This window comes from Vibrio sp. MM46 (assembly GCF_027587135.1).
GTDB lineage: Bacteria > Pseudomonadota > Gammaproteobacteria > Enterobacterales > Vibrionaceae > Vibrio > Vibrio harveyi.
On record NZ_JAPPTO010000001.1, the window covers coordinates 300,822 to 322,469 of the forward strand.

The window sequence follows — 21,648 nt, forward strand, 5'->3', positions numbered from 1 at the left end:
GGCTTATTGGTTCCCTTTTACAAACCTAAGCTTTGCGACGTCTTGCAAATTACCGATGATTTTAAACGCTTCTTTGAGGTGCTTTCTTTCAAAACTGCTGAATTGATCGGGTGCGATGTGGTTATCGGGTATATGCCCGTTTTGTATAGCATGCAATTGATGGCGGAAGCGAACTTGGCTGATGAATCGCAGCGCTTCAATAATGCTCTCGCAGGCATCTTCAGAAATGGCTTTATGAGTCATAGCATAACGAAATCGCTCCTCTGTGCCAGCAAGCTTGCATCCTACCGAGAGGCTGAAAATTCGCGCTAAATCTACGATGAGATTCAAGGCGTACTTTTTGATGTTTAAGGTATTGCTGTGCTCCCCACCTTTCTCTACCACCAAGTTATTAAAGATGCTCAGTGGTGGTGAAATGTTAATGGCATCTCGCGTCAAGCATGGCAAGAAGCTCGAATTGTGTTGAATACAATCGTTGAGGTGATCTTGTAACTCCTCGACTAACTCATAAGAGCCATAGATGGCGCGGGTCTCTAGGAACACACTGATATTCAATAATTGATTGTACTCCGGGCTAGAAACCCATTTATTGTAATAGTGCTTCCAACGTTGCAAAGGCTGACACCACCGAGGAGATGCCGCCATATATTTACCATCGCAAAGTGGGTAGCCACAAGCCGCTAGAGCGTTGCAAACTCGCATCGCAAGGTGGGCAAAGTACAGTTGGTGCTCTTGGAATTTGTCATCTTCAACGACGATGGCATTGTCTTGGTCAGATAAGAGATGCACTTCATTACGCGCATGAGAACCTGCCACCATCCAAGCATACTTACAAGGCGCAGGACCAAGTACCTTTTCCGTTAGTTCAATGATTCTGCGAGTAAACGCATCCATGATCATCGACATGATTTTGCCTTGTAGGTTTGAGGAGGTGCCGTTTTCAACCAGCGCCTGAAAAATCGATTCTTTCTCGTCGCGCAGCTTGGCAAGAGCTTCGATAGAATCAGCGTAGCGAATCTTCTCAATCAAAAACAACGATTGGGTACGGTGGTTGTGTACTAAGTGGGTGGTCGTAAGCAGTCCGCAGACTTGCCCTTTTGATATGACAGGCAGGCTCCGGATATTGTGCTCTAGCATGAGTGAAATGGCTTCAATGATCCGCTCGTCTTCATCGATCACGGTTACAGGAGAGGTCATGATTTGGTGAACTGGCGTCGTGAGTTGGAGCCCTTTCGCCACCACTTTCATAGTCATGTCTCGATCGGTAATGACTCCCACCAATTCACCGCTTTTTTCTACGACGGCACAAGAGCTTTTAGGACGAGAACACATTCGTTCTGCTACGTCTTGGATTGGGGTGAGATAGTCCACAGACGTAATGTTTTCACTCGCGATGTCTTTTACAGTTCTGAAGAATAAACTTTTGTTTTCCTTGTGTTGCGAGTGATTGACAGCACTGTTTAGACGTTTTGGTGCTTGTGGATCAAAGCAATCTGTCGTTGCGCTTGCGCTGCTCATCACCTTACGCACAGCTTCGTAGGGGATGGAGTAAAGCAAGGTGCTGTCTAGTGCGTAGACCTGATAACGTTGTGATTGAAGGGAAGAATCTTGAAAGAAGGTAAACCCAAACTGGTCATTTTCTCCCAATCGAGCCAATAAACCTCCTGTCGAGTCTTTTTGCTCAATTGCACCTGAGCGAATGAAGTACAAGTGCGCCGACTGACTTAGAGTTTCTTCGTCTATAGTTTCTCCCTTCGCGAGGTAACGCACCACTACGAGTTCGGCGAGCTGCTCAACGATCTCTGTGGGGAGCTTATCAAAAGGGTCGAGCTTCTCTAAGAAGTGCAGGATATTGAGTGTTGCGGAGGTTTTCATAAGGACAGCTTCTGGTTGTTATAGGAGGCTCGACTTGAGCCTCCTGTCGATATTATTAAGTGACATCGCCTTTCGGCTTTACCTCGAATTCATCGGTTACTTAGCATGGCGTAAATTCAACTGTGCATCGAACAGTGATGCTGGTTCAACCGCCGTACCGATAGACTCCAAATGTGCTTGCTTAAGGCTTTCATCGGGTACTTCGGAGTAGTTCGCAGTGCCGTTTTCGATCATGGTATTGATGTACTTGGCTTGTGGTGCGACAGAGAATTCTGAGCCCGTCATCCCGATGATGTAAGGCATAATCACACGACCGTAAATGCCATCATCCTTCATAAACATAAATTCATTTGCGCTTACGCCAGTGTTGACTGGATTCCAGAAAGTGAGCCCTTTTAGATGGTTTGGTTGGTTGCCAGAACTCGCGCCCCAGCGACCATAAATCCATCCGCCCTTCATGTTATCGAATAGGTTGTGCATGGACTGCTCACCGTGCAAATCAATAGAGGAGTCAGCGGCGTATTGGCTGTTTTTGTACACATTGGCAATCGAGTATTTCGATACGCCAGGCGCATGCCAAGCGTGAGAGTTGTCGGTAATGTTTTCAATTAAGTTGTAGTTGCCGTACATGATAGTGAAAGCAAGGTGTCCCGGCGTTCCGGACAGCGTGACGTCATCAACCGTCACATTGTAGGTATTCCATAGCACGCCTCCTTGGTTGAAATCGCGTAGTTCAATGTTTCTTACCCAACTGTCATGAACTCGATTAAGTGCTAACAAGCTATAACCACTGTCGTGCAAGGCACTTTCATGATGGACAAATTCTTCGTGCCAGTTGCCAGAAATCGTCATGTTCTCAATCCCGACGTTTTCATAAGAGGTGACTTTTTTCACTTGCCAGGTGTCGGCTTGCTCGAGCGTATGTGCAACTGGGGTAGAGAATGTCAGAACATTGCCATCAATAGCTGCAATGGTATGTTTCTCGCGTTTATCGAGCCCTTTAACCAGATTTGCCCAAACTGGCGTGCCTGGTGCTGAGGCTTTGTACTCGATTAGGTACGGTGAGATTGCGTCGTTGATTGCTGGCTCGCGTTGAATCAAAGCAGAAATTTGAACACTGTCGCCTACAGAAAAACCTTCACTACTGTCTACTTGAACAGAAAAGCTTGAGCCGCCTTCAAGCGTTTGTGAAAGCTCAATAGGCGCGGCTGTGGTTTCGGTGTCGCTTCTTGCTCCGAGTTGAAACATGTGTGGCGTCGTCCATTTTTTGGATGGATTTTCTGGCTGCAAATAGGTGTCCATTTTGAGCACGGTTTTACCAACGCCATCGCCTTTCACCACAACATTATCCAGATCGACGAAAATCGGCTGCTTGTTCTTAATATCATCCACGTTATCTGGATCGATGAGGGCATCATCTGCGGCATTATTGATGATGTAAGTGCCTTCAGGAAAATAAAGCACAGCGATTTTTGACTCAGAGGGATTCGTCGTACGGCTTTGTTTCATCGCTTCAATAGTGGCTTTTATCGCAGCTTTATCGCTGATTGAATCATTCGGTATTGCCCCAAAATCTTGGACATTAAACACATGGTATAGAGCATCCGTTTCTGTTGGGGCGGGTGCCGGTAATGGCGTATCGCTGAATTTATAACCAGCAAAGGAGTAGTCTTGAAGAATGCGCTCTTCGGGTAGTGTTGTTGAGGTATCCAACAGACCTGATGCTGAATCTCGGCTGGCAACAAAATCCGTCCAGTATTGGCTGGTGTTTTCGACACTCGATTCGCTATTACAAGCGACAAGCAGCAAAGCGACAGAGAGAGTTCCTATTTTGTATCTCATGGAATCATTTCCTTGTTATTGGGGGTACACGTTTTTTATGCGTTGTTTTAATGCTGGAATGGCGTGCTGGTAGAAAGCGCGCAATCCTGAGCAGAGGTAATTTTGCGGAGAAGATTCTTTGTTTGAACGCACCCTGTCTTTAGGGCAACCGCCAAAACAGAACTTAAGGTATGGGCATTGCTGGCATTGTTGAGAAAGTGAGTGGGTCTTATCGAGACCAAAAGATTGTTGTTTTGGGTCGCATGCCATTTGCGCCAAGTGTGTATTTTTGACATTACCTAAGCGGTGGCTATCTTCGATGTAGTGATCGCAACTGTAGACGGAGCCTTCCTGCATTATCGCAAGAGCACGACCACAATATTGGCTTGTCACACAGGATGAAGAGGGATGATTCAGTAGAACGGCGAGGCAGTCCTCAACGGTTGGAATGTAAACCTGACCAATATCGTTTTTCAGCCATTCATCAAAGACGGTTGTCATGAATTCACCCCAACCTTGTGGGGAAACAGAATAAGGTTCTTGAGTAGTGACTAGGCATGAAGAGCGCATTTCTAGCTCGGCTTTATCCACGATCGGGATAAATTGCATTTGTTTGGTTTTCACTTCATCACGCAGGAAGCGATAAATCTCTAGTGCAGAGTGTGTGCTTTGGTGAGTCACACAAGTGAGGGTCGCAAAAGGGATGTGGTATTTATGAAGCAAAGCCGCCGCATTGAGCACCTTTTTATGTGTGCCTCTACCTGAGCGTGTGTGGCGATAATGATCATGAACCTCTTGGGTTCCGTCGATGCTTAACCCGACGAAGAAACGATGAGTTTTAAGAAACTTACACCACGGCTTGTTGAGCAACATTCCATTGGTTTGCAAATCGTTATGAATGGTTTTACCAAGTGGATTGTGTGTTTTTTGCAGCTTGATGATGGTTTCAAAGTAGTCGAGACCGAGCAGTGTTGGTTCACCACCTTGCCAACTGAAAACCACTTGATCGGTGGGTTGAGCTTCAATGTATTGCTTAATGTAAAGCTCTAAGGTTTCGAGCGGCATTGGGTTCGCAGTCACTTCTTTCAGCGTTTCTTCACGACCGAGAAAATAGCAATAATCACACTGAATATTGCAGGTAGATCCGGTCGGTTTTGCCATGATGTGAAAAGGGTAAGATGACTGCATTCCGCGTTTCCTTTATTTCTAGACTTATTGTTGTTTCACAGAAAAAGACCTGCTCCCGAAGGAGCAGGCTTTGTCTTATTTGAACCAGCCTTCAACTTGAATACCGACTTGGAATTCGGTGTCGTTGTTATCACCGAATGCATGATCGTCTTCATAGTCTTGGAAGTAAGTCGCGAATACGCGCAGTTCAGGGCGAGCCCAGAAGCTCTTAGATGGCGACCAAGTTTGAGCAAGTGTTACCTTGCTAGCTGATTGAGGTGTGTCATCGGCAGTCGTCGCATCGAAGTAACCTAATTCGAGTACGGTTTTATTGTTGTCGTCCCAGCTGTATTCAGGGCGAATAACCGCTGAAAAAGTCGTTTGTGTTGTGGTCTGGTTGATCTCGATATCGTCAATTGAAGAGGTCCAGAACAGAGAGTGAGCAAGTACAACGTCGTCGGTCAGTTTCAACAAGCCATAGTTCATTACTCGGTAAGCGGACGCATCTTTTTGCACTTCTGCGAAGTAATTTTTACCTGCATGGTCGTTAAACAGCGCTTTGGAGAAGCCGTTGGTACCGTATTGGAAAACCGTATTGTTCTTACCCCATTTACCGCCGTAGGTAACCAAGCCAGTAGCCATCACACCATCTTCGGTTTGCAACGTAAATTCATCCGACTCATTTGGCATACCGTAGTCAAGACCGACTTCCAGCTCAGCGTTTTCCCATAGTTTGATGCCTTTATAGCGAATGTCGAAAATGTTGACGTTGAGCTTGTTGTTCTTCGTGCCTGGATCATCAAAGTTTTGGCTTTTACGATCTGAGCGGATGGCAGAGACAGACAACAGACCGTCACCAACAGGAATGTAATCAATACCGCCACCAGTACCAGACACATTCCAGTAGTAGGTATCAATGATGTGGTTATCGTGACGTTGGTTGTAGCGCTTACCTGCCCATACAGTAGATTCTGGTAGAGAAGGTATCAGTCCTTTCACCGCTACGTTTACTTCTTTGAACATGAAGTCAGTATCGCTGTCATCCATGGCTTCCCAATCGTTTGAACCATCTGACTGGTAAACAAAACGAGATTGGAAATAGACATCGTATTGATCGGTTTTCGCAAGCTGGGTCCCCAAGCCTAAGCCCAGATAAATGTCATCTTCGTTGCCGAGGCGACCAAGTTTCTGTTTGTTGTAAGACACCATCGCACCATTGCTTGAGCTAGAACCTGCACCTGCACGAAAATATCCAGAAAAATCGATATCTTGCGCAGCAACACCTTGGCTGCATAAGGCAATTGATGTCATGAGAAGAGAGGTTTTGATCGTAGAGTGGTTCACATTAATTTCCTTGTTCTATTTATTTTTCAAAGACGAAAGTCACAACAGAAATTAAGTGATTATTTTTTTTATTTGAATGAAGAAAATTGCTGAGGGATGCAAAAAATGAAACTCTATTGATTCATATATTATAAGCGTGATCGCCCTCAATTATTGGCTCTGTGACATTATTCACAAATTGTTACCTAAATAAGGAAAATTACCGAAGTAGTTTCTTTTTTTTCATTTTTGCATGTTTTTACACATTGAATGAAGCTCTCATATCTTCATAAACTGGCTCCAGATAAAAAATACGTGAAATAAAATAATCAACCTGGAACGAGTCGCAATGATAGAACATGCATATCCCTCAAAAAGGTATAAAAGCACTAATTTTGAAGAGCAATTAACAAAGGCTGTTTCTTCAATTAAAAATAATATCCCTCGTATTGGCATTAATAACCCTAAGATCGGCAATGAAGATGGTACATGGCGATACTGTGGTCCTTCAGATTGGGTTTCTTCATTTTGGACTGGTCAGTTGTGGCTTTGCTACCAGCTGACAGGTGATGAGACGTTCAAAAATAGCGCAAATATGCGTAAACCTTATTTTAAAGAATTACTTATCAACCCAAATTGGCATGATCATGATTTAGGTTTTCAATATTCATTAAGTTGCGTTGCTGGTTATATGTTAACCGAAGATGAAGAATATAAATCAATGGGTATAGAAGCTGCTCATAGTTTATATCAACGCTACCGTCGACTTGGTCAATATATTGTTGCATGGAATGAAACTCACATTCTTGGTCCTGAAAAAACTCAGGGAAAAACAATTATCGACTCGCTACAAAATACGGCGCTGCTTTTTTGGGCAGCAAATCAAACCAATAGTGATGTATTAAAAGATGCAGCAATTAATCACTCAAAAACAATGGCTAAGCATATTGTTCGTGATGATTTCTCTACTTTTCATACCTTTAACTTTGATCCTCTGACTCAAACGCCAATCAAAGGTGAAACCTTTCAAGGATATGCAGATGACTCTTGCTGGGCTCGAGGTCAGTCGTGGGCTATTCATGGTTTTGCTCAAACCTACCTTTATACCAAGAATCCTGAGTTTTTGGCGCTTGCGAAAAAGCTAGCGCTGTTTGTCACGCCTTACCTGCAAGATGATGCGGTTCCTGTATGGGATTACCGTTTACCAGAGTCTGAGCACCCATACAAAGACAGTTCGGCGGGGGCTATTACAGCAGCAGGCTTCTTGTTGATTGCGAGTCTTTGTGAGGACGAGCAAGAGCGTGATTTCTTCGAGCAATGGGGCATGCATTTAGTTCAAGGATTGATCGAACAATGCGATCTAACGGCAGACCCTTCTGCTCATGGCTTACTTTCTCAAGGCGCATCGTTTGTCGCAAAAGACATGGCAAACAACATGCTGCCGTACGGTGATTACTACTATCTCGAAGCATTGATGCGTATCTGCGGTCATCAACGCTACTTCTGGTAAGGAAACTGATAATGATTTCTGGATACGATATTAGCGCGATTGTTTTTTATTTTATTTTCATGGTCTTGCTTGGGTTTATTTTCCGTAAGCAAGTTGCCAATACCAGCGATTATTTCCGTGGAGGCGGCAAGATGGTCTGGTGGATGGCGGGCTCTAGTGCCTTTATGACTACGTTCAGTGCTTGGACCTTCACTGGCGCGGCAGGTAAAGCTTACATTGATGGTTTTGCAGTCGTTTGGATTTTTGTTTTTAACATTATCGGCTATCTGATCTGTGCGCGTATTTTCGCCCCTCGTTTTCGACAGCTTAATGTAATTACACCGATGGAAGCGATTCGTCAGCGTTACGGTGCGAAGACAGAGCGTTTCTACACGTTTATCTACATGATCACCGGTTTGATGGGGGGGGCAATTACGCTGTATGCAGTTTCAATTTTTATCTCTGCGGTGATTGGTATCAACATTCAATTGGCTATTGTGATCACAGGTGCAGCCGTTGTTTTCATGACCATTACAGGTGGGGCTTGGGCTGTTGTTTCAAGTGACTTCTTACAGGCGCTATTGATTGTTGCCATCAGTGTTGTGACCTTTATTGCGGTGATGAACAACGTAGACAGCGTTACCGATATTACTGATCACTGGCAGGGGGCTGCGCTTTGGACGGGTAATGGCATCCACTACCAAGAAATCTTCCTACTGTGGATTGGCGCTATCTTTATTCAACGTGTTATCGACATGAACAACATTGGTCAGTCAGTTCGCTTCTTGTGCGTGAAGGACTCGGCTCAAGCTCGAAAAGCGGCTTACCTTACCGCACTGTTGTTCGCATTTGGTAGCGTGATGTGGTTTATCCCTCCAATGTGGTCTGCAAGTGCAGGTCTTGATCTTGCGGGGATGTACCCACAACTCGGTGCAAAAGCGAATCAAGCGGCTTATCTATCAGCAGTTCAGGTTCTTCTTCCTGCGGGTATGGTGGGGTTAGTGGTTTCGGCAATGTTCGCCGCAACAATGTCGACACTGGATTCACGCATTAACTTTGTTGCTGCATCGTTTGTGAAATCTATCTACAAGCCAATGTTGAATAAAGATGCGACGGAAGAGCAAGAGTTGCGCGCAAGTAAGATTTCGACTGGTGTGATGGGGTTGATTGTCATTGGCTTCGCGCTGTTCCTTAACGAATTACGTGGCATCAGTTTGTTCTCCATGATGATCATCTTTGCGGGTCTTGTGAATATTCCGATGATGATCCCTCAAACTCTTGGCATGTTCATCAAACGTGTTCCTGATTGGGCAGGTTGGGCGACCGTTTGTTTCGGTTTCGTGGTTAGCTTAATCAGTAACAATGTCTTTAACGCTCAATGGGTATCAGAAACGATTGGCGTAGCGCTAACAGGACGTGAGCTTGGGGACTTGGGTGTGGTTATTACCCAGTTTATGCACGCCATTATCACGGTTGGCTTCTTCCTTTGCACAGGCTTGTTCTACAAAGCGCCTGAAGGGGAAAGAAAGAGTGCGATCGAACAGTTCTTTACGAATCAAAAGACACCAATTGTCTCGCCAGCAGGCATGGAAGAGTCTGATGTGATGCAGTGTCGAATTTTGGGTCGCTTAACGCTGATCTTTGGTGGCGTCATCACTGCATTCTTCTTAGTTCCGAACGAGCATGCTTATTACTTCTTAATCTGTGGTCTGTTCATCATGACCGTCGGAGGCTTGATTTACTCTCAAAGCCTTGGAAATAAACAAAAAATCGCAAGTGTTACACAATGATAGGTGAAAGAAATATGAACACACGTCAAGGCATTCATAAAGCACACGCAAAAACGCTAGACACTCAACAGTTACGAGAGGAGTTCCTTGTTGAGAGCATCTTCGAGGCTGACAGCTACACCATGACGTACAGTCATATCGACCGCATTCTGTTTGGTGGTGTGATGCCGCAGCAAGAGAAAGTTTCTTTCGATGGTATTGGTAAAGATTTCGGTGTGGATTACTTACTAGAGCGCCGTGAGATGGGCATCATCAACATCGGTGGCTTGGGCTACGTTGACGTTGATGGTGAGGTTTACGAGCTAGAAAACCAACAAGCGTTATACATTGGTAAAGGTGCAAAATCGGTGTCATTTGGCAGTGAAAGCGAAAGTCAGCCTGCGAAATTTTACTACAACAGTGCACCTGCTCATGTTGCGTACCCTACACGTAAAATCACTCAAGCAGATGCGATGCCAGTAACGCTAGGAGATAGTGAAAGCTGTAACGAACGAACCATTTATAAATACATTGTGCCAGATGTGGTTGAGACCTGTCAGCTAGTGATGGGGCTAACCAAACTGGAAGCTGGCAGCCTATGGAACACCATGCCTTGTCACACACATGAACGCCGTATGGAAGTGTACTTGTATTGTGATATCCAGCCGGAGCAAGCTGTGTTCCATATGATGGGTGAACCAACAGAGACTCGCCATATTTTGGTTCACAACGAGCAAGCGATTATCTCACCGAGTTGGTCTATCCACTCTGGCGTGGGGACCAAAAACTACAGCTTTATTTGGGGAATGGTTGGTGAGAACCAAACGTTCGACGACATGGACCACATTAAAACCACGGATCTTCGCTAGGAGCAAAACATGGAATTTAAACTGACAGATAAAGTCGCGATTGTTACAGGTTGCGATACAGGCTTAGGGCAAGGCATGGCTTTAGGGCTAGCCCAAGCGGGGTGTGACATTGTTGGTGTGAATATTGTTGAGCCGACAGAAACCATCGAAAAAATCCAAACAACAGGTCGCCGATTCATCGATATCCGAGCGAACTTGATGAAAACGGATGACATTAGCTCGATTGTGGATCGTGCTGTGACAGAGTTTGGTCGTGTCGATATCTTGGTTAACAATGCGGGCATTATTCGTCGCAATGACGCGTTGGAATTCTCTGAGCAAGATTGGGACGACGTAATGGACATTAACGTTAAGTCGGTGTTCTTCTTGTCTCAAGCGGTTGCGAAACAATTTATCGCACAAGGCACCGGTGGGAAGATCATCAACGTAGCGTCTATGCTCTCTTTCCAAGGCGGTATTCGAGTACCTTCTTATACAGCATCGAAAAGTGGCGTTATGGGGATTACCCGCTTAATGGCGAACGAGTGGGCAGCACACAACATTAATGTGAATGCGATTGCCCCAGGCTACATGGCGACCAATAATACCGCTGCATTGCGCGCCGATGCGGATCGAAATCAAGCCATCTTAGAGCGTATCCCTGCACAACGTTGGGGTTTGCCTGAAGACTTGGCGGGTCCTGTGATTTTCCTAGCATCACCAGCGTCTGATTACGTGAACGGTTATACGTTAGCTGTCGATGGTGGCTGGCTCGCTCGCTAATCTCGTACTCCCCAAATGCCTGCACTCGCAGGCATTTTCTTTCTGATTTTATTCCCGAGCTTCTTTCGGAATTGTTACGTTACTTTCGGTGTTTTCGATGAAAAAAATAGCCTTGATCGGCGAATGTATGATCGAGCTCAGTGGGCAGCCTTTTGGGCAAATGACTCAGAGCTATGGTGGTGACACATTAAATACTGCGGTTTATCTCAGTCGCCTAAATCCTGATTTAAAGCCAGCCTATATTACGGCGCTAGGTGAAGATTCGATTTCTCAATACATGGCAGAAAAATGGCAAGTAGAAGGGATTGATACTCAATATGTGTTGATTGACCCAGCACATCCAACCGGGCTTTACATGATCCAATTAGATGATGCTGGAGAGCGCAGTTTCGCTTATTGGCGACATCAATCGGCGGCGTCTCAATTACTCAAGCATGAGCAATTTTCAAAGATTGAACAAGCGCTTATGTCCTTTGATTTTCTTTATCTATCGGGCATCTCTCTTGCCATTTTAGATGACGAGGACCGAGCCAAACTTATCTCGATTTTGACTGATGCTCGTCACCGAGGGGCTCGAGTTATTTTCGATAGCAATTATCGTCCGAGTTTATGGAGCAGCAGGCTCGATGCTCAACATTGGTATCAAGCCATCGTCAACATCAGCGATTACTTATTGCTAACCAGCGATGATGAACAGGCTCTGTGGGGCGATAAAAGCCTTGAGACCACCATTCAACGACTCAATCAGCAAAGCAAAGCGGTCGTCGTTATCAAGCAAGGAGCGGACGGTTGCAGTGTCGGATCTTTAGCAAACTGGAACAATTCTGTGACCCATCATCTTGCTAGCTCGGTGGAAAAAGTGATTGATACCACCTCAGCTGGTGACTCGTTCAATGCAGGCTTTATTTGGGGAATAAGCGAAGGTTTAGAGCTCGGCACGTCATGTCAAATTGGCAACTTATTGGCTAGCAAAGTCATTCAATATAAAGGTGCCATTGTACCGTCACCAATAACTGATCTATTAAGAGACAAATTGTATGAATAATTTAGGTGCAAAACTTGCGTCTTATAAAGTAATTCCTGTAGTCGCGATTGAGCGCGCTGAAGATGTGCTCTCGTTAGGCAAAGCCTTATCTGACAATGGCTTGAACGTCATTGAAATCACGTTTAGAACCCCAGCTGCGGCGGAGGCTATCGCACTACTGAGCGTTGCTCAGCCTGATATGTATATTGGTGCTGGTACGGTTTTGGATGCAGAGCAAGTCGAGCAAGCGACTCTAGCTGGGGCGTCATTTATTGTAGCGCCGGGCTTTAACCCAGATACTTTGCAAGCGTGTGCTGCCAAAGGCATTCCATTTATTCCAGGCGTTTGTACTCCGAGCGAGTTGGAGCAAGCACGACAGCAAGGCGTTCGTTTAATGAAGTTTTTTCCTGCAGAGGCTGCAGGTGGTGTCGCCATGCTCAAAGCCCTTTCTGGTCCTTATAAAGATGTGCAGTTCATGCCAACTGGCGGGGTGAACGAAGGCAATATCAATCAGTACTTAGCGTTACCGAATACGGTGGCATGTGGTGGTACATGGATGGTGCCCCAATCATTAATTGAAAACCAAGACTGGGAAGAAATAGGGCGCTTAACGAGAGAAGCCGTGAAGGTGGTTAATCAACAGGAGAAGCAGTAATGGCGGAGACTAAACGTGTTGCCGTTTTATTAGCGGATGGTTTTGAAGAGGCAGAAGCGGTGGTCTTTATTGATATTATGCGCCGACTCAAAATTGAAGTGGACGTATTATCGATACACGATCGCAAACCACTGAGCTCCTATTTCAAAACGTTGATTTCTGCAGACTACTTGCTGTCAGAAAAAAGTGCAGAGCTGTACGATGCGGTGATGATGCCGGGTGGTCCAATGGGCACGGACAATTTAACGTGCAGCAGCAAAGTGATTGAGTTTCTAAAAATACATATCGCAGAAGATAAGTGGATCTGCGCACTGTGTTCATCCGGTGCCAAAGTATTGGCAGCAAACAAGCTTCTAGGGCAGCACCATTACACAACGGGTGGTGGTCTAGAGAAGAACTTTTCTGATGGCGTGTATGTTGATCAGCCTGTGGTTGTCGACGCTCCTTTCATCAGTGCGAAAGGGTTAGGGGTGAGCTTTGAGTTTGCCTTTACGGTTGCTGCGAAGCTGTTCCAAGACAACAAAGACGTTGATTGGCAAGCGGATCATATTTATTTCTCAAACTGGCCACTAAACCATTAGTGTCTGTTGACCTTTCGAATAGCCCCTAGTCATCCACGGTTAAGAGCTTAATACTCCACAAAACCTTTGCCCATCAGACTTCGTTTGCTTTTGATGGGCAAACTCCAAACTGTTTTTTAAACGCGCGACTGAAATGGAAACTGTCGTTGAAGCCGAGCTCGAAAGCGACGCGTTTTACATTGGTTCCGGAGCGTTTGAGCATCATCATGCTCGCGTCGAGTTTCAGCTTCAGGTAGTACTGCTTTGGGGTCACGTTGAGGTATTTTAGGAAGAGTTTTCTTAAGTACTGTTCTGTATAGCCTGCTTCCTGCGCAAACTGCTTTATCGCAATATTCTCACCGATATTTTCACTCATTTTTGCCACGATTTCATGGACCGTTTTTTCTTGACTGGTCATAGATTTCGATTGGTCAATTAAGGTGAGCCATTTATAGAAAACAAACCCAAAGCCTGCGACTGCGGCATTGAGTTTTATCGGTGACTTAGAGGCAATAAGCGCTTTCACTTCCGAAAGAATGCTTGGGTAATCGTCGTTCTTTAATGCGATAGGCTCTTCAAAAGGAATCGGGGTTACGCCCTGCATCAAAAACTCGAACCAGTTTAGATTCCAAACGATTCCATTTGTCCAGTAACTATCGATGTTTCTACTGTCGATGAAGGTCACACTTGGTGCAGAAACCGTGAGAATTTTTCCGCTCTTCATCTTGATGCATCCACTGCCTTGGATGGTGTATACCGCCACAATAGCATTCGGAAGCATAGGCAACATACGGTCTCTTGGCCATTTGATGTGGTAGTTCATGTCGGCATGTACATCCCACATTGAGCGCAGCGTAATGCCACATGAATCTGCAGATTGTTCGATAAGGAGCGGCTGATTTTTCATTGTTTCGCTTTTTACATTCAACAGGGATTTTTACTATGGTTTATAGTACCAATCACGACTAACTTTAGGAATCAGTAGTCCGTGATAAGGCTTGAATAATAGAGCTCTATCACCTTTGCATATTTTTGAGGCCTAGATGATTTCTGATTTCTTAAACCCAAAAGAAAGAAAGGGCGCTTTCTATAGAAACGACCAACAACAGCCCAATATCGTGTTCATTACTGTCGATATGATTTCTGCGGATTGTTATCACCCCCAACGTCCGCTTTCTGGCGTGATCAATACGCCAAACATCGAGTCCATTGCCACGGAAGGTACTTCATTTAGTTCGGCATTTACTCCCAGCCCTTTATGCGGCCCGGCAAGGGCCGCTATTTTTACTGGCATGCACCCTCCCTATCTTTCAAACGGTGAACGTACGCCGGTAGGAATGAAGGTGGATCTCGAACTCGATGACATCATTTTCCAAGATTACCTAAAACGTGTCGGCTACTCCCTCAAACACTCAGGTAAATGTCATGTTGGTGTAGAGAAATTCGTTCGCACCTTTGGTGAAAACGTGCATGCTTGGGATCGCTGGGGACCACCAGTAGAAGACGATGATCGCTACCTAGCATACCTCGCGAATATGGGCGTACAGTTACCAAGATACCGCAAAGAACTCCGTGGTTTACAGATTGATAAGTTGTCTCCTGCAAATTCATTTGGCGGTTGGATTGAACAGCAAGATGGCAGCGATTTCCCGTTAGATGCGCATTACTCAGTGTTCTTGGCGAAGTTGGCTGTGGAGCAAATAAAAGCATCGAAAATCCAAGCGCCAGCTAAGCCAATTTTCACTCAATTAGAATTCTTCGACCCTCATCAGCCTTATTCTGTGCCAAGTGGTTTAGAGGCACGTTACGAGCAAATCAAAGCCGCCATTACCTTGCCTGACAGCTTTACCATGCAAGAAGAGGGCAACCCAATTTATGCACTCTACCAGCAATATTGGGGCATGTATGATGCAGAAGTGGCGAAGGACTATATTGCTTGTCATTTATTGCAAGTTGAGGTGGTGGATCACGCTATCGGTCACTTAACACGCTTCCTCAAAGAAGAAGGGCTATGGGATGAAACTGCAATTGTGTTCTCTGCTGATCATGGTGATATGAATGGTCGTATGGCGATGGCGGATAAAGGCTCGTATTTTCAGCCAGATATCTTCCGTATTCCATTGATGATTAAGCCACCTAAATCTCAGCAAACCATGTTGAAGCAATCCGATGAGACTGTTTCTGCGATTGATGTTGCGCCAACTATCCTCGGATTTGCAGGTATTGAAATTCCATCACAAATGGAAGGAGATAACTTGCTGAACGTGATGCAAGGTAAGGCTCGCCGTCCATTAACGCAGGTTTACCAAACGGGTGTACATGTCGGGTGTAATTACGGCTTCGGTTTTCAGGTAATGCTAGAAGGTAAACCTTATTTCTACGGTTATAACGCAACCACGGGTTTTGAAGAATTGCATTATTTGGATAAAGATGATCAGTCCAACTTGTTCGATTTGGATGAGTATCAAATCCATAAAGAAGCGATTGTGTTGCAAGCGGCTCAGTTGTTGCAATCTGACCCTCGTTGGTCTGGCTACTGGTCGTCATATCGTCTGCATAACGCCCGTTACCTGCCATCAGCTGGTGGCGATATGCAAATGCTGAAACCACAATAAATAACTAAATGAGTGAGAGAGTGAGGAGGTACTCACTCTCTCTGATGCTTTGAGTATGTCTTGGAAAAAACAGGGGGAAGACCCCGACTATCGTTTTACACTTGCCAATGAGCGAACGTTTTTGGCTTGGGTACGCACCGCACTTGGCTTTTTTACCGCAGCTATTGCCGTAGACCAACTAGCCACAAGCCTTAACGATACCCTGTATAAGCCACTAATTTGCTTATCTTTATTGACGATTTCTATTCTTTGCTCAATTTTCGCTTACGCAAATTGGCGAGGGAATGAAATCGCCATGCGGCTAAATAATAACCTGTCTTATTCTCATGCCATTAAAGTAATACCGATCTTAATGGTGGTGGTGATTACCTTCTTGCTGAGCAGTATCTATCACGATGTCTTTGTTGGATGAGACCCAATTAAAAAGCGATGCCGGCCTGCAAGTTGAAAGAACGGTTTTATCTTGGCTGCGCACTTTGTTTGTGTCGGCTTTGATCGTGTTGTCGATCGCTAAGATATTGCATGGCTCAATTTCTTGGTTATTGGCAGTTTCTTTGGTTTGTGCCTGTTTAGCTTGCCGTTATGTCTATGCATCTGGTCTTTGCGTCGCGACTAGAGGAACTATTTGGAAAGTGGGAAAGCATAAAGTGATTGCCACTTCTTTAGTTTTATCGGCGTTTTTCTATGGGCTCCATTTGCTTGAATTGATCTAACCTTTGCTGTCCTTTCGATGTTGAAAACAATCAAAAATGCCACTCGATGTTGAGTGGCACTCTTTAACGGGTATTCTTGAGGTACTTATTCCAGTGTGACTGCCTCGGCATCATGTGCACTATTTCGTTGATCATGACAGCAATGGGTGTGGTGTTCCTCATAACCATCATAACCATCATAAGCGCATTCACCGATATTGTTTCTCGGACACACAGAATATTGGCTTCGACCAATGAGCTCTGTTTGACATATTGGACAGTACTTTTCCATAGCAACCTCCCACAACTAACGATTGAAAATTTCGTCCGTAGACACGAGTACAAGAGTAATTTTAGACCCTAGATTATGACCGTGATGTGAAGGTTTTGTGTGCGGATGAGAGAGTATTCGCTGTCCTGACAGCACTCTGACAGAGTGCTGCGTAAGGTAAATTTTCATTTTTTGACCAGGATTCTGATTTCAAAAGAGAAAAGGCAATTTGAACTATGCTTATATACTTGATGCTTGGCTGTATGCCGCTCTATTTTTGCAGTGACTTTTAGAAGCCATATCACAAACATAATTATCCTCGTTCTGAACCAACCAGTTGGGTTATTTTCGCTGCTTATACTTAAGCTTCAATCCGTTGGTTGAACTAGTGAATATGGAGATAATAATATGCCAATGAAGGTACCTAAAAACGCGACATTTAAGAAACACGGTATTGGTAATCACCTTTACTTATGGTCAAAAGAGAAGGGAAAGCCAACCTCGGAACATTTGATCATTAGTGCCCATGGACGCACCTCTAGTAAGAGCCCAATCAAATTAGCCGCCAATGAGAATCTCCAGTTCTACTGTGAACATGGATACACGCAAGGCGGCAGCATGGATATTCGCAGGCTCGCTTCGGGTTATGTGAAGCCAAGGCAAATTATTACCAGCACTGATCTGGATAAAGATTATGACCTGACCAAGTATCAAAGTGCGGACGAGGCGGAAACTTACGCTTACATTGCGCAAGGCATGCATGACCTTGAATCGTATTATCGTGACGTGTTAAAGCTGAACGATGAGGTCGTTGAACAATTTCTGATGCAGCACAAAGGCACCGTTCAAATGGATGTATTGACCATTCGTAACCGTAGCTGCGGCACTCCACCAACCTTATTTGAAGCTCTCAAATTGCTCCAAGATAATGACATCAAATACAGCACCATCCATTGCTCGTTTTGTCGTGGATTACAAAACGGAACCAATTTTGGGCAGCAAAACCCTGTTCCTTTGGGTAAGTCGATCTTTGATTAGAGCCAAATAAGGCTTTGATAAACTTAAGGTCAGCTGTAGAGCTGACCTTTTTTCTGGATAATTTTATGAGGCTCAGTAGCTAAGCTCTTCTTTTGGAAATGTGCCTTCACCATTAGAAACGATCGCGTCTATTTGGATAGAAGCGTCCATAAAGATTTCTGATACACCGATAACAGTGCACGCTGGAAGCTCTTTATCAAAGTAGCTTGCTAAAATATCCTCCACGACTTGCAAGTCGTTGATATCTTTTAGCTGAATATTCAGCTTCACGATGTCGTCCATTATATGGTGTACGCTTTTGATGATGGCTTTGATGTTGTCTAAGCATTGCATGGTTTGCTCGCCTACGTCATTAGCAATGACTTCGCCACTCGACGGATGGATTGGCAGTTGTGCAGAAACGTTATTGTAATGCGAGAAAGCGACAGTTTGAGTTGAGAACTTGCTGATTGGTGCCGCCTCTGTGTTGTGGGCGCGAATCACAATCCCATGTCGATCTTCAACGGCTTGTGGTGGCGTTCCGTCTCCATGAGAAACCGTCGCGTCTATTTGCACTAAGGCGTCCATTGGTAACCCATCAGCTTTGATGATAGTACGAGCGGGCACGTAGGCTACGCTTCTTGCTATCGCCGAGTCTGGAAAAAATGTGCTGTAGACTTGATTGACAGCAAAGGCGTCGTCGAGACTTCTCAGATGGATATTGAGTTTAACAATGTCATCAAAAGGGACATCAATACTGTTCAGTATGCTCTTGATGTTTTTTAAACATTGTCGAGTTTGCGCTTTGATCCCGCCTTCAGCAATATTGCCTGTTTCTGGTTCAATCGGCAGTTGGGCTGAAATGTGGTTGTAATGTGAGAACGAAACACTTTGGCTCGACAGCAAACTGGCAGGGGCTTTTGCTGTGTTTCTTACCAGCTTGATCAGCTCGCAAGGTTCTTGAGGGTGTGTTCCTTCACCGTTCGAAATGAGCGCGTCGATTTGAACTAAAGCGCCTTCCAAAGGCAGTGCAGCAACGGCAATTACGGTTCGAGTTGGAAGGTGGCTGATGAAGTATTGTTTATAAACTTCATCGACAGCATCTAGATCGGTCATAGATTTAAGATAAATCGTGATTTTAACGACGTCATTTAAGCTGTGCTCGATGCTATCCACGATTGATCTAATATTGCTTAAGCATTGCTTAGTTTGCTCTTTGATGCCCCCTTCCACTAACTTTTGGCTTTCTGGGTCAATCGGCAGTTGCGCTGAGATATTGTTGTAATGGGAGAAAGCCACCGATTGAGTTGAGCCGTCGTTGATTGGTGCTTTTTCTGTATTTCTAGATACTTTGATGATTTCGCCGTGCATTTCGAATGTTCTCCAATTCTGGCTGCTATAGGACCGCTATGGGTGCATTCCTATTGGCAATAGATAGCCAGACCAACCGCTCAAAACAGAGGCAAGTCTGGCTATGTGTGCCGAATAAAAACGTTAGTTAGTGAATGAGATCGTTATAGGGTGCTGAGGAAGGTCAGGATTTTGTCTTCGTGACGCTTGATGGTTTCTTCGTTTGGTGTGATGGCATCTTTATGAGTGAAGTAAACCAAGATGGCCATTTGCGCCGTTAGACGGTTCTCTGCTTCGTCGAATGCCACAGAGTATTCACTTTCTAGCGCACCGCGAGTGACTTCCTCTTTGTCGTTTGCTGGTAAGCAGTGCAGAAGCATTGCACCTGGCTTCGCTTTTACCATAAGTTCTTCCGTGATCACGTAATCAGGCATGAAGGCAGCTAAGCGCTCTTCTTTCTCATCCATTTGAGTGACCCAGTAGAAGCTGTCGCCGTAGACCACATCACAATCACTGATTCGCTCTACGTCATCGGTGATCTCAATATGACCGCCAGACTCTTTGCAGAACGATTCTGCAAGCTCGACCCATTCTGGTTCCATGTGGTATTTAACTGGCCCAATTTGTTTAAAGCCCATGCCGTATTTCGCACAAGTTAGCATCAATGAACGGCATACATCGGTAGCGTCACCCATGAATGCCAAAGTCAGTTCATTAAGCTGACGACCATCAGTGATGTGCTCGCGAATGGTAAATAAGTCAGCCAGCATTTGCGTTGGATGGAAACGGGTATCTAGGCCGTTGATTACCGGTACGGTAGACATGTTTAACAAACCATCTAGCGTTTCAGGGCTGTTAGTGCGAGCCATGATCACATCACACATGCGTGACAAAACACGTGAGGTATCATCAATCGATTCTTTGCCGCCAAGATGGATGTCTTTTGGCGATAGGAACAAAGCGTGACCACCAAGTAGCGTTGCGGCAACTTCAAATGAAACGCGTGTGCGAGTCGAGCCGGCTTCGAAAATCATCCCTACTGACTTTCCTTTGAACAGCTGTGGGACAGCATTGTCTTTTCGCGCTTGTTTTAGGTAGCTCATCAACTCCATCATGTTGTCCATTTCTCGGACTGAGAAATCTTTCATAGACACCATATGCTCAATGTTTGCTTTGTGTAGGTCAGTTGCACTTGAAGAAGGTAATTTCATAATCATTTTCCTATTTTCATTTGGGGCTTACTTAAGCTCGCCCCTTTTATTTTGAGTCGTTGGATTCGTATGGATTTAAACTTGAGGTACTTGTTGAGTAATGCAGTGGATATTGCCGCCACCGAGCAAAATCTCACGAGCAGGAACACCGTTTACTTCATAGCCTGGGTAGAGTTCCTCTAGGAGCGCAATCACCTCTGCGTCGTATCGCTTATCGAGTAGAGGTAGAACAATCTGGTTGTTCGTGATGAGATAGTTCGCGTACGAGGCGGCTAGACGCTCACCGGCTTCACGCTCCATCCCTTCTGCAATATCAATCCCTGCCGCTTCCTCTTTTGCCATGTACAAAGGTCCCGGCATTGGTAGCTTATGGACCTTGATTTTCCGGTCTTTCGCATCCCTTTGATTTGTTAGGCAGTCGTAGGCTTCGCGACTGATTTCGTACTGAGGGTCATTCGGGTCATCACACCAAGTCAAAACCACTTCTCCGGGTTTGACGATGTGGAGAATGTTATCGACGTGACCATTGGTTTCATCGTTGTATAAGCCACGAGGCAACCAAACTATTTTCTCCACATTAAGGTGCTCACGGAGAATTTTGCTCAGTTCTTCCTTACTTAGATCTGGGTTACGGCTCTCGTCCAGTAGGCATTCTTCTGTGGTGTACAAGGTGCCTTCACCATCGATGTGAATTGAGCCGCCTTCAAGAATTATCGGTGCTCTGTAACGTGAATCAGCCGTAATTTCACACATCTTCTGAGCCACTTGATCATCGCGCTTCCATGGCCAATACAGACCATCAACAAACCCACCCCAAGCATTAAACTCCCAGTCGACACCGCGACGCTCACCGTTGTCATTTACGACGTAGCTTGCGCCGATATCCCGCATCCAAGAGTCATCGGTCGACACTTCCAAAACGCGAATATCATCAGGTAAGCGTGATACGGCATTATCATATTGCTCTGCGCTTACCAACATGGTGACAGGTGTGGTTTTGTTGATTTGCTTGGCTACTTCGGCAAACACTTTTTGGGCGGGCTTCGCACCGTTACGCCAGTTATCCGTGCGCTCTGGCCAAGCCATCCAAATTTCACTTTGGGGTTCGTGCTCACCAGGCATTCTGAACCCGTCTTGTTTTGGTGTGGTTTCTAATAGCTTTTTCATTGTCTATCTCC

19 protein-coding genes are annotated in these 21,648 nt (G+C 45.2%); 11 read left to right on the top strand and 8 right to left on the bottom strand.

Annotation, left to right across the window (positions count from 1 at the left end):
• Positions 1-3: 3 nt before the first annotated feature.
• The 4 genes from OH459_RS01350 to OH459_RS01365 all read right to left on the bottom strand — a co-directional run bounded on the left by OH459_RS01350 (position 4) and on the right by OH459_RS01365 (position 6,207).
• Positions 4-1,875: a DUF294 nucleotidyltransferase-like domain-containing protein gene (locus OH459_RS01350; RefSeq protein ID WP_017189824.1), complete on the bottom strand. Its 1,872-nt coding sequence runs from the start codon at positions 1,873-1,875 to the stop codon at positions 4-6.
• Between the two features lie 96 nt (positions 1,876-1,971).
• Complete coding sequence (locus OH459_RS01355) at positions 1,972-3,717, bottom strand: DUF4955 domain-containing protein (RefSeq protein ID WP_269984757.1); 1,746 nt, start codon at positions 3,715-3,717, stop codon at positions 1,972-1,974.
• A 15-nt stretch (positions 3,718-3,732) separates the two neighbouring features.
• Entirely contained in the window at positions 3,733-4,884 is a 1,152-nt protein-coding gene (locus tag OH459_RS01360) for an anaerobic sulfatase maturase (RefSeq protein WP_269984759.1), read from the bottom strand.
• A gap of 75 nt (positions 4,885-4,959) precedes the next feature.
• Positions 4,960-6,207, bottom strand: a complete 1,248-nt coding sequence (locus tag OH459_RS01365) for a carbohydrate porin (RefSeq protein ID WP_009696492.1) — start codon at positions 6,205-6,207, stop codon at positions 4,960-4,962.
• Between the two features lie 328 nt (positions 6,208-6,535).
• On the opposite strand from OH459_RS01365, the gene OH459_RS01370 reads away from it, so the two are divergent.
• The 7 genes from OH459_RS01370 to OH459_RS01400 all read left to right on the top strand — a co-directional run bounded on the left by OH459_RS01370 (position 6,536) and on the right by OH459_RS01400 (position 13,335).
• Entirely contained in the window at positions 6,536-7,696 is a 1,161-nt protein-coding gene (locus OH459_RS01370; protein ID WP_005449918.1) for a glycoside hydrolase family 88 protein, read from the top strand.
• An 11-nt stretch (positions 7,697-7,707) separates the two neighbouring features.
• Entirely contained in the window at positions 7,708-9,465 is a 1,758-nt protein-coding gene (locus OH459_RS01375; protein ID WP_005449920.1) for a sodium:solute symporter family transporter, read from the top strand.
• 14 nt (positions 9,466-9,479) lie between these two features.
• Positions 9,480-10,313 (top strand): 5-dehydro-4-deoxy-D-glucuronate isomerase, encoded by an 834-nt coding sequence (gene kduI / locus OH459_RS01380; protein WP_005449922.1) that lies wholly within the window; start codon positions 9,480-9,482, stop codon positions 10,311-10,313.
• A gap of 9 nt (positions 10,314-10,322) precedes the next feature.
• Positions 10,323-11,075, top strand: coding sequence for a 2-dehydro-3-deoxy-D-gluconate 5-dehydrogenase KduD (gene kduD, locus OH459_RS01385; protein WP_017448220.1), 753 nt, complete (start codon positions 10,323-10,325; stop codon positions 11,073-11,075).
• Between the two features lie 97 nt (positions 11,076-11,172).
• Positions 11,173-12,120: a sugar kinase gene (locus OH459_RS01390; RefSeq protein WP_269984769.1), complete on the top strand. Its 948-nt coding sequence runs from the start codon at positions 11,173-11,175 to the stop codon at positions 12,118-12,120.
• Positions 12,113-12,754, top strand: coding sequence for a bifunctional 4-hydroxy-2-oxoglutarate aldolase/2-dehydro-3-deoxy-phosphogluconate aldolase (locus OH459_RS01395; protein ID WP_005449927.1), 642 nt, complete (start codon positions 12,113-12,115; stop codon positions 12,752-12,754). Before OH459_RS01390 ends, OH459_RS01395 begins: the two co-directional genes overlap by 8 nt.
• Entirely contained in the window at positions 12,754-13,335 is a 582-nt protein-coding gene (locus OH459_RS01400; RefSeq protein WP_005449929.1) for a DJ-1/PfpI family protein, read from the top strand. The genes OH459_RS01395 and OH459_RS01400 overlap by 1 nt, the downstream gene beginning before the upstream one ends.
• Before the next feature lie 73 nt (positions 13,336-13,408).
• Here OH459_RS01400 and OH459_RS01405 read toward each other — a convergent pair whose 3' ends face one another.
• Positions 13,409-14,221 carry an AraC family transcriptional regulator gene (locus tag OH459_RS01405; RefSeq protein WP_005449931.1) on the bottom strand — a complete coding sequence of 271 codons (813 nt, stop codon included), beginning with the start codon at positions 14,219-14,221 and terminating at the stop codon, positions 13,409-13,411.
• Between the two features lie 136 nt (positions 14,222-14,357).
• Between OH459_RS01405 and OH459_RS01410 the strand changes: the two genes are divergently transcribed.
• The 4 genes from OH459_RS01410 to OH459_RS01425 all read left to right on the top strand — a co-directional run bounded on the left by OH459_RS01410 (position 14,358) and on the right by OH459_RS01425 (position 17,930).
• Entirely contained in the window at positions 14,358-15,929 is a 1,572-nt protein-coding gene (locus OH459_RS01410) for a sulfatase-like hydrolase/transferase (RefSeq protein ID WP_269984773.1), read from the top strand.
• Positions 15,930-15,984: 55 nt separating this feature from the next.
• Entirely contained in the window at positions 15,985-16,341 is a 357-nt protein-coding gene (locus OH459_RS01415) for a YidH family protein (protein WP_005449936.1), read from the top strand.
• Positions 16,325-16,642: a DUF202 domain-containing protein gene (locus tag OH459_RS01420; protein WP_269984775.1), complete on the top strand. Its 318-nt coding sequence runs from the start codon at positions 16,325-16,327 to the stop codon at positions 16,640-16,642. The genes OH459_RS01415 and OH459_RS01420 overlap by 17 nt, the downstream gene beginning before the upstream one ends.
• A gap of 658 nt (positions 16,643-17,300) precedes the next feature.
• Positions 17,301-17,930 carry a putative adhesin gene (locus OH459_RS01425; protein ID WP_005449940.1) on the top strand — a complete coding sequence of 210 codons (630 nt, stop codon included), beginning with the start codon at positions 17,301-17,303 and terminating at the stop codon, positions 17,928-17,930.
• 72 nt (positions 17,931-18,002) lie between these two features.
• On the opposite strand, the gene OH459_RS01430 is transcribed toward OH459_RS01425, so the two are convergent.
• The 3 genes from OH459_RS01430 to aguA all read right to left on the bottom strand — a co-directional run bounded on the left by OH459_RS01430 (position 18,003) and on the right by aguA (position 21,637).
• Positions 18,003-19,280: a RidA family protein gene (locus OH459_RS01430; protein ID WP_005449942.1), complete on the bottom strand. Its 1,278-nt coding sequence runs from the start codon at positions 19,278-19,280 to the stop codon at positions 18,003-18,005.
• A gap of 143 nt (positions 19,281-19,423) precedes the next feature.
• On the bottom strand, positions 19,424-20,470 hold the full coding sequence (gene argF / locus OH459_RS01435; protein WP_005449944.1) for an ornithine carbamoyltransferase: 1,047 nt from the start codon (positions 20,468-20,470) through the stop codon (positions 19,424-19,426).
• A 75-nt stretch (positions 20,471-20,545) separates the two neighbouring features.
• Positions 20,546-21,637 (bottom strand): agmatine deiminase, encoded by a 1,092-nt coding sequence (aguA, locus tag OH459_RS01440; protein ID WP_005449946.1) that lies wholly within the window; start codon positions 21,635-21,637, stop codon positions 20,546-20,548.
• Positions 21,638-21,648 lie beyond the last annotated feature (11 nt).

Excerpts from the sequence above, each read along its gene's own strand:
- OH459_RS01410 (WP_269984773.1), top strand. The coding sequence starts at position 14,358 with ATGATTTCTGATTTCTTAAACCCAAAAGAAAGAAAGGGCGCTTTCTAT.
- OH459_RS01390 (WP_269984769.1), top strand. The coding sequence starts at position 11,173 with ATGAAAAAAATAGCCTTGATCGGCGAATGTATGATCGAGCTCAGTGGG.
- OH459_RS01430 (WP_005449942.1), bottom strand. The coding sequence starts at position 19,280 with ATGCACGGCGAAATCATCAAAGTATCTAGAAATACAGAAAAAGCACCA.
- kduI (WP_005449922.1), top strand. The coding sequence starts at position 9,480 with ATGAACACACGTCAAGGCATTCATAAAGCACACGCAAAAACGCTAGAC.
- OH459_RS01370 (WP_005449918.1), top strand. The coding sequence starts at position 6,536 with ATGATAGAACATGCATATCCCTCAAAAAGGTATAAAAGCACTAATTTT.
- OH459_RS01375 (WP_005449920.1), top strand. The coding sequence starts at position 7,708 with ATGATTTCTGGATACGATATTAGCGCGATTGTTTTTTATTTTATTTTC.
- OH459_RS01400 (WP_005449929.1), top strand. The coding sequence starts at position 12,754 with ATGGCGGAGACTAAACGTGTTGCCGTTTTATTAGCGGATGGTTTTGAA.
- OH459_RS01425 (WP_005449940.1), top strand. The coding sequence starts at position 17,301 with ATGCCAATGAAGGTACCTAAAAACGCGACATTTAAGAAACACGGTATT.
- aguA (WP_005449946.1), bottom strand. The coding sequence starts at position 21,637 with ATGAAAAAGCTATTAGAAACCACACCAAAACAAGACGGGTTCAGAATG.
- OH459_RS01415 (WP_005449936.1), top strand. The coding sequence starts at position 15,985 with ATGTCTTGGAAAAAACAGGGGGAAGACCCCGACTATCGTTTTACACTT.
- OH459_RS01360 (WP_269984759.1), bottom strand. The coding sequence starts at position 4,884 with ATGCAGTCATCTTACCCTTTTCACATCATGGCAAAACCGACCGGATCT.
- kduD (WP_017448220.1), top strand. The coding sequence starts at position 10,323 with ATGGAATTTAAACTGACAGATAAAGTCGCGATTGTTACAGGTTGCGAT.
- OH459_RS01395 (WP_005449927.1), top strand. The coding sequence starts at position 12,113 with ATGAATAATTTAGGTGCAAAACTTGCGTCTTATAAAGTAATTCCTGTA.
- OH459_RS01350 (WP_017189824.1), bottom strand. The coding sequence starts at position 1,875 with ATGAAAACCTCCGCAACACTCAATATCCTGCACTTCTTAGAGAAGCTC.
- argF (WP_005449944.1), bottom strand. The coding sequence starts at position 20,470 with ATGAAATTACCTTCTTCAAGTGCAACTGACCTACACAAAGCAAACATT.
- OH459_RS01355 (WP_269984757.1), bottom strand. The coding sequence starts at position 3,717 with ATGAGATACAAAATAGGAACTCTCTCTGTCGCTTTGCTGCTTGTCGCT.
- OH459_RS01420 (WP_269984775.1), top strand. The coding sequence starts at position 16,325 with ATGTCTTTGTTGGATGAGACCCAATTAAAAAGCGATGCCGGCCTGCAA.
- OH459_RS01405 (WP_005449931.1), bottom strand. The coding sequence starts at position 14,221 with ATGAAAAATCAGCCGCTCCTTATCGAACAATCTGCAGATTCATGTGGC.